Source organism: Mycobacteriales bacterium (assembly GCA_040902655.1).
In the GTDB taxonomy this organism is placed as follows: Bacteria; Actinomycetota; Actinomycetes; order Mycobacteriales; family SCTD01; genus SCTD01.
Genome location: JBBDWV010000022.1, coordinates 22,674 through 29,022 on the forward strand (window position 1 = coordinate 22,674; position 6,349 = coordinate 29,022).

Annotated in this window: 8 protein-coding genes; 1 reads left to right on the plus strand and 7 read right to left on the minus strand. The window is 76.9% G+C overall.

Translation table 11 applies throughout. The features are described 5' to 3' along the window. From WD794_06415 to ssd, 7 genes are all read right to left on the minus strand, one after another. A partial coding sequence (locus WD794_06415) for an Rv3654c family TadE-like protein (GenBank protein MEX2289944.1) occupies positions 1–362 on the minus strand: 362 nt, incomplete at its 3' end. After that, positions 359–733: a TadE family type IV pilus minor pilin gene (locus WD794_06420; GenBank protein MEX2289945.1), complete on the minus strand. Its 375-nt coding sequence runs from the start codon at positions 731–733 to the stop codon at positions 359–361. The genes WD794_06420 and WD794_06415, both read right to left, overlap by 4 nt. Positions 734–801: 68 nt before the next feature. Further along, complete coding sequence (locus WD794_06425; GenBank protein ID MEX2289946.1) at positions 802–1,023, minus strand: DUF4244 domain-containing protein; 222 nt, start codon at positions 1,021–1,023, stop codon at positions 802–804. Between the two features lie 124 nt (positions 1,024–1,147). Beyond that, positions 1,148–1,948, minus strand: a complete 801-nt coding sequence (locus WD794_06430; GenBank protein ID MEX2289947.1) for a type II secretion system F family protein — start codon at positions 1,946–1,948, stop codon at positions 1,148–1,150. Between the two features lies 1 nt (position 1,949). Further along, entirely contained in the window at positions 1,950–2,816 is an 867-nt protein-coding gene (locus WD794_06435) for a type II secretion system F family protein (GenBank protein ID MEX2289948.1), read from the minus strand. Further along, positions 2,813–3,976, minus strand: coding sequence for a TadA family conjugal transfer-associated ATPase (locus tag WD794_06440; GenBank protein ID MEX2289949.1), 1,164 nt, complete (start codon positions 3,974–3,976; stop codon positions 2,813–2,815). The genes WD794_06435 and WD794_06440 overlap by 4 nt, the downstream gene beginning before the upstream one ends. Beyond that, complete coding sequence (ssd, locus tag WD794_06445; protein MEX2289950.1) at positions 3,973–5,043, minus strand: septum site-determining protein Ssd; 1,071 nt, start codon at positions 5,041–5,043, stop codon at positions 3,973–3,975. Before ssd ends, WD794_06440 begins: the two co-directional genes overlap by 4 nt. Before the next feature lie 400 nt (positions 5,044–5,443). Here ssd and WD794_06450 point away from each other — a divergent pair, with 400 nt between their 5' ends. Then, positions 5,444–6,235 carry an HAD-IB family hydrolase gene (locus WD794_06450; protein MEX2289951.1) on the plus strand — a complete coding sequence of 264 codons (792 nt, stop codon included), beginning with the start codon at positions 5,444–5,446 and terminating at the stop codon, positions 6,233–6,235. Positions 6,236–6,349: the final 114 nt, after the last annotated feature.

Here is a 6,349-nt window from a genome sequence, read left to right on the forward strand (position 1 = left end):
CCCCGCCCCCCCCCAGGACCCGCACGGGCAACGGACGTGGCGCTGCCGAGCCGCCCCAGCGGCCCCGGTGGGCGCACCTCGGCAACCACCTCGGCCACGTCACCGCTCAGCGTGCAGCGGCGGACAATGCCACCGTCGGCCAGCGCGATCCGGGTGGCCCAGGCGCAGGCCTGCGCCGGGCCCTCCAGCGCGTGCTGGGCGGCGGCGAGGGCGGCCAGGTCCGCGACGGCGGCCGCCCGCTGCCGGGTGACGGCCCCCGCGGCCAGCGCGCTGGCCGTCATGCCGGCCAGCGCGAGGACCGCCCCCAGCGCTATGACCAGGACGACCACGGCGCCGTGATCGCCCGTCGCACGGCCGGTCACCCCGGCTCGGCGGCGGCGGTGGCGCGGCCGCTGACCACGACGGCCGGGAGCACCCGCAGCGCGCGCCCGAACGGCTGGATCTCGGCGCGCACCCGCACCTCGACGGTGCCATCGCCGGAGGTGAGTTCGACCACGGCGCCGGGCGGCGCGAGGCGCTGCCCGGTCGCCCGGACCTCGGCCGGTGCGTCGCCTCGGGCCGCGGCACGAGCGGCCGCCCTGGCGGCGTCGACGCACTCGAGCTGGGCGGCGACGCTGGCGAGCACCCCGATGCAGGCGAGCAGCACCACGACGAGCACCGGCAGCAGGACCGCGGTCTCGGCGGTCGCACTGCCCCGAGAGCCGCGCACGCGGCGGAAGCAGGAGCAGAGCACGGGGACCTCCCGGGCCAGGCCTGGGCCGGCGCGACAGCGAGCCGCGCCGGCCCGGGCGGGGGCAGGGGTCAGAAGGCGAGCTTGAAGGCTCGCCCGATGACGCCGGTGATGAGCCCGAGAACCTCCGAACTCGTGATCACCTTGTAGAGGATGCCGCCGAAGCCGCAGGCCGCGACGGTGCCGACGGCGTACTCCGCCGTCGTCATTCCGGCCTCGGGATGGGCCCGAGCCACCTGCAGACGGACAGCGGCGCGGACGGGGGCGGTACGGACGGTGTGCAGAGCACGCATGATGACCTCCTGGAACGGGATGCCAGGCGGTCGCCCGGCGCACCCGACGCTCGCCGACCGGAGCCCCGGATCCCAGGCGCCGCAGCTGATCTGTGGACAGGGCTGCCGGCTGCACACAGGCACCTCACAACGACCCGAGCAGCGGGCCGGCCAGACCCGCGACGACAGGTACGACCCCGAGTAGCACGAACGCCGGCAGAAAGCACAGGCCGAGCGGGGCCACGGCCAGGACACCCACGCGGCGCGCTGCCTGCTCGCCACGGGAGCGGGCCTCGGCCCGTGCGTCGGCCGCGATCCGGGACACGGCCTGGGCGACCGGTGCACCGCCGTCTGCCGCCCTGGCCAGGGCCCGGGAGGCCGGCCCCAGCGGATCGCCCGGGGCCAGCGAATCGCCCGGCACCGCTGAGGCCAGCGCAGCCCACGCGTCTGCGGGTGGGGAGCCCACCGCCAGGGCGGCTCCGACGGCCGCCATCCGCCGGCCCGCCGGTCCGGGTACGGCCCGCGCGACGGCATCGGCCGCTCCGGCGAGCGAAGCGCCTCCGGCGAGGCAGGAGGCAAGCAGATCCAGCAGCAGCGGCAGGTCGCTGACCAACCGCTCCCGCTCGGCCCGCACCGCCCGCGGCTCGAGCCGGCCCAGGACCCGCGGCCCGGCCAGCGCCACGGCCGCACCCGCGAGCGGCCCGAGCGGCAGGGGGAGGAGCAGGCCGGTGGCTGCGCCGAGCAGCAGGCAGGCGGTGCCCTGCATCGAGAGCACCGGGGGGCGCGTCACCCGCTCCGGGTCCCGCGGGCCGATGGGCCTCCGGCCGCGAGCCGGCGAGCCGGACCAGCCGGGGTGCGGCACGGCGTGCGCCAGCCGCCCGTCACCTGGCCGGCTCAGCAGGACGAGCAGGACCAGCCCGGCCAGCAGCCCGCTGAGGGCGACCACCTCAACCGCTCCCGCCGGCGCGGGCCACCAGCCGGTGGGTCCACCACAGACCACATCCCTCCAGTGCCAGCCCGGCAGTCAGGCAGACGAGGCCGAGCGGGGTGTGCAGCAGCACCTGCAGCGGGTCGGCGCCGAGCCCGCCGGCCATCAGCAGGCCACCCAGCGGCAGCACGGCCAGCAGACCAGCGGTCGCCCGAGGTCCGGACAGCTCGGCGTCGACGGCGCGGCGCTGGGCGTGCTCGGCCCGCAGCCCCTCCGCCAGCCGGTCGACCGCGGCCGCCAGCCCGCTACCGGACGTGGCACACACGGTCCAGCAGGCGGCCAGCGCGCGCAGCACCTCCGGCACCGCCGTGGGCGCACCCGTGGGCGGCGATCGCAGGGCGGCGGCCACATTGCCGCCCAGGCCGGTCGAGGCGGCGGCCGCACGCAGGACCTCCCGCAGCGGCCCGACGGCCACCCGGGACGCCGCGGCGAGCGCCTCGGCGGGCGGCCGGCCGGCCCGCAGCTCGGCGGCCAGTGCACCGAAGGCCTCGACCGCTCCGGCCCGCTCCTCCGCCGCGGCCCCTCGGTGCGCCCGGACGGACCACCAACGCCAGCTCGCCCCGGCACCGACCAGCAGCAGCGCCGCCGGCACCGGGCCGGCGAGCAGGAGTACGGCGGCGGCCCCGCCGACGACCGGGAGCAGTGCCGGCGCACCGAGCCAGCCGGCCGGCACACCCGACCGCCCGGCCGGTGCACCTGTCTGCCCGGCCGGTGCACCTGCCCGCGACAGCCTGAGATCGTCGAAGCGCAGCCGGCCCGCCTCGGGCAGCGCAACCAGGGCCGCCGCCGACGCGCCGGCCAGCGCCGCGGCCAGCAGCACGCTCACGGCGGGACCAGGTCGGCGAGCAGCCGCGCAGCCGGACCCGCCGTCCCGGCTGCCGTCGCGCCGTTCCAGCTCCATGCCGGCTCGGCCCGGACCAGGCCGTCGACGCCCCGGTCGAGCACACACACCTCTGCGACCCTCCGCACACCAGCCGTCCGGGAACGCACCAGGTGGACGGCCAGCCGGAGCCCGGCGGCGAGCTGGCTGTGCAGCGCCTCGCGCTGGAGGCCGGCGACGGCGGCAAGCGCCTCGAGCCGGGCCGGCACGTCGCGAGCAGAGTTGGCGTGCAGCGTGCCGCAGCCGCCCTCGTGACCGGTGTTGAGGGCAGCCAGCAGGTCCACCACCTCGGATCCCCGCACCTCGCCGACGACGACCCTGTCCGGGCGCATCCGCAGCGCCTGCCGGACGAGGTCGCGAAGAGTCACCGCGCCCGCACCCTCGAGGTTGGGCGGCCGGGCCTCGAGCCGCACCACGTGGGGGTGAGCCGGCGCGAGCTCCCCGGCGTCTTCCACGAGCAGCAGCCGGTCGGCCGGCTCGGCCAGCGACAGCAGCGCGGACAGCAGCGTGGTCTTGCCGGTGCCCGTTCCCCCGGTCACCAGGAAGGCGGCCCGGGACGCCATGAGCCGGGCCAGCAGCTCCGCCCCGTCCGGCGGCACCGAGCCTGCCTCGACCAGTTCGGCGAGCGAGAACACCCGGGTCCGCGCGACGCGCAGCGACAGGCAGGTGCCGCCGGGAGAGACCGGCGGCAGCACCGCGTGCAGCCGCACGCCATCGGGCAGCCTGGCATCGACCCACGGCTGCGCGTCGTCCAGCCGTCGGCCGGTCGGCGCGGCCAGCCGCTGCGCGAGCCGGCGCACCGCCAGGTCGTCCGGAAAGCGCACCGCCGCCCGCTCGAGACCGGCACCGCGGTCGACCCACACCTCGTCCGGCGCGTTGACCAGCACGTCGGTGACGGCGGGGTCGCGAAGCAGCGGCTCGAGCGGCCCCGCTCCCACGATCTCGCTCTGCAGCAGCCGCAGCACCGGCAGCAACTCCGCGTCGCCCCGCAGCGCCCCGCCCTCCTCGCGCAGCGCGACCGCCACGGCGGCAGCGGTCGGTGCCGCCCCCGAGGCGGCCACCCGCCGGCGCACCCGGTCGAGCAGACCGGCCTCGAGCACGGTCACGCGGCCACCCGGCCCAGTGACGGGAGCAGCTCGTCCAGCAGCCGGGTGCAGGCCACCGACAGCGGTCCGCGGCCGCGCAGGGCCGGTGCCTCGCCGTGCTCGAGGGCGAGCGCGAGGCCGGGCTCGGGCCGCAGCTCGGCCAGCAGCGGCAAGCCGAGCGCCCGGGCCACCTGGTCACCGCCCAGCCCGGACGGGGACGGCCCGCGGGTCACCAGCCGCAGATCGGCGCACAGGCCGGCCAGCGCGGAGGCCACGCGCGCGGCGGCGGCAGCCGCGCGTACCTCCGTCGGGACGACGAGCAGCACGGTGGTCGCCACGGCCAACACCGCCCTGCCGGAAGCGTCCAGCGAGCGGGGCAGGTCGACCACCACCAGCTCATGGGCCCGCCGCCCGGCGGTCAGCACCGCCTGCAGCGCCTCGACCGGGAGGTCCTCGGCCGTCCCCCGGTCCCAGGACAGCACCGGCAGACCCTGCATCCGCGGGAGTGCGCCGGTGAGCGCCGCCGCAGGCACCCGGCCACGGGTCGACACCAGGCCGGGCCAACGCAGGCCCGGGTCCCGCTCACCGCCGAAGACCAGGTCGATGCCGCCACCGAGCGGGTCGCCGTCGACGAGCAGCGCCGCCCGCCCGGCGCGGCCGGCCGTGACCGCCAGAGCACAGGCGAGGGTGGTCGCACCGGCCCCGCCGCGCCCGCCGAGCACCGCCACCAGCGCGCCTTCGCCGCCCCCGTCCTCGGCCGCGTCGGTGAACCGCTCGACCAGCCAGCGCTCGGCGTCGGGCAGGAAGACGACGTGCTCGGCGCCGACCTGGACCGCGCGCTGCCAGATCCCGGCGTCGTCGAGGTCGCGGCCGAGCAGGACGACGCCGGGCCGCCGCGGAAGCCGCAGGCGGTCAGCCCCGGCAAGCGCGTCGGCGGCCAACACCACGAAGGGCGCGGCAGACCAGGCCCCGCGAGCCGCCCCGGCATCGGCGGCGACGTCCAGCTCGACGCCGGCAGCGGCGGCGAGTCGGAGCAGCTCGTCGAGCACGTCGGGATCACCGGTGATGACCAGGCAGCGAGCGGGCACGGTGGCCTCCGCGGTGCGGGCGCCGACCTGCTGCGGCGCGAGGTCGCCCAGCCCAGCCGACGGACCGCGTGCCGGACGAGGGCGAGCCGTCGCCTGTGGATCGCCACCGGCCGTCCACAGGCAGGCTGGACACACGGACAAGCCCAAGCTGGACACCACAGACAGGCTGGATCCTCAGGCACCTGCGCCGGCCGGGTGGGCGCACCGGCCCTGAACACGCGGACGACCCCCGCCGGGGGGGTGGCGGGGTTCGTCTCGCTGGGACCGGCTCCGGGGGGGGTTGAGCCGGCCCCGTACAGGGACCGTACGTCAGGCACGTGACGCGGTCGACGGCGGATGTCCCCGCGGTCGACGGGGGCGAAACCGCCTTCCCGAGGCGAGCTCGGCCTACCCTCGTGCGGTGAGTGAGCGACCCCGAGCCGCGGCCTTCTTCGACCTCGACAAGACCGTGATCGCGAAGAGCAGCACGCTGGCCTTCAGCCGGCCGTTCTACCGGGGCGGATTGGTCAACCGGCGGGCCGTCCTCAAGAGCTCCTTCGCGCAGTTCGTCTACCTGCTGCAGGGCGCGGACGAGGCCTCGATGGACCGGATGCGCGACTACCTCAAGGTGCTCTGCGCCGGCTGGCCGGTCGAGCAGGTCAACACCATCGTCGCCGAGACACTGCACGAGCTGATCGACCCGATGGTCTATGCCGAGGCCGTGACGCTGTTCGACGAGCACGGGTCCGTCGGACGCGACGTGATCCTCGTCAGCAGCAGCGGCGAGGAGGTGGTGGGCCCGATCGGTGCGATGCTCGGCGTGGACCACGTCATCGCCACCCGGATGGTCGTCGCGGACGGTCGCTACACCGGGGAGATCGCCTTCTACGCCTACGGCGAAGGCAAGGCGACCGCGATCCGCGAGCTGGCGGCGGAGCGGCACTACGACCTGGAGCAGTGTTGGGCCTACAGCGACTCCTACACCGACCGGCCGATGCTCGAGGCAGTCGGCAACCCGGTGGCCGTGAACCCGGACAAGGCGCTGCGCCGGCACGCGGCAGAGCAGGGCTGGCGGCTGCGGGAGTTCCGCCGGCCGGTGCGGGTCCGCCGGAACCGGATGCCGGCCCCTCCGGGACCTCCGGCGGCGTACGCCGGCGTGGCCGTGGCCGCCGGTGCCGTCGGCCTGGCGTGGTGGGTCGGCCGACGCCGCTGAGCACAGAACGCATCGCTGCGCGGTCCCCGGTGACTCAGTCAAAATGCGCGCGTAGCGGTCCCTGGTGACTCACGTCAAGATGCGCGCGTAGCGGTAGTCGTTGACTCATGAGCC

What these genes read in the sequence shown, in the direction of transcription:
- WD794_06425 (MEX2289946.1), bottom strand. Translation starts at nt 1,023, where the DNA reads ATGCGTGCTCTGCACACCGTCCGTACCGCCCCCGTCCGCGCCGCTGTC.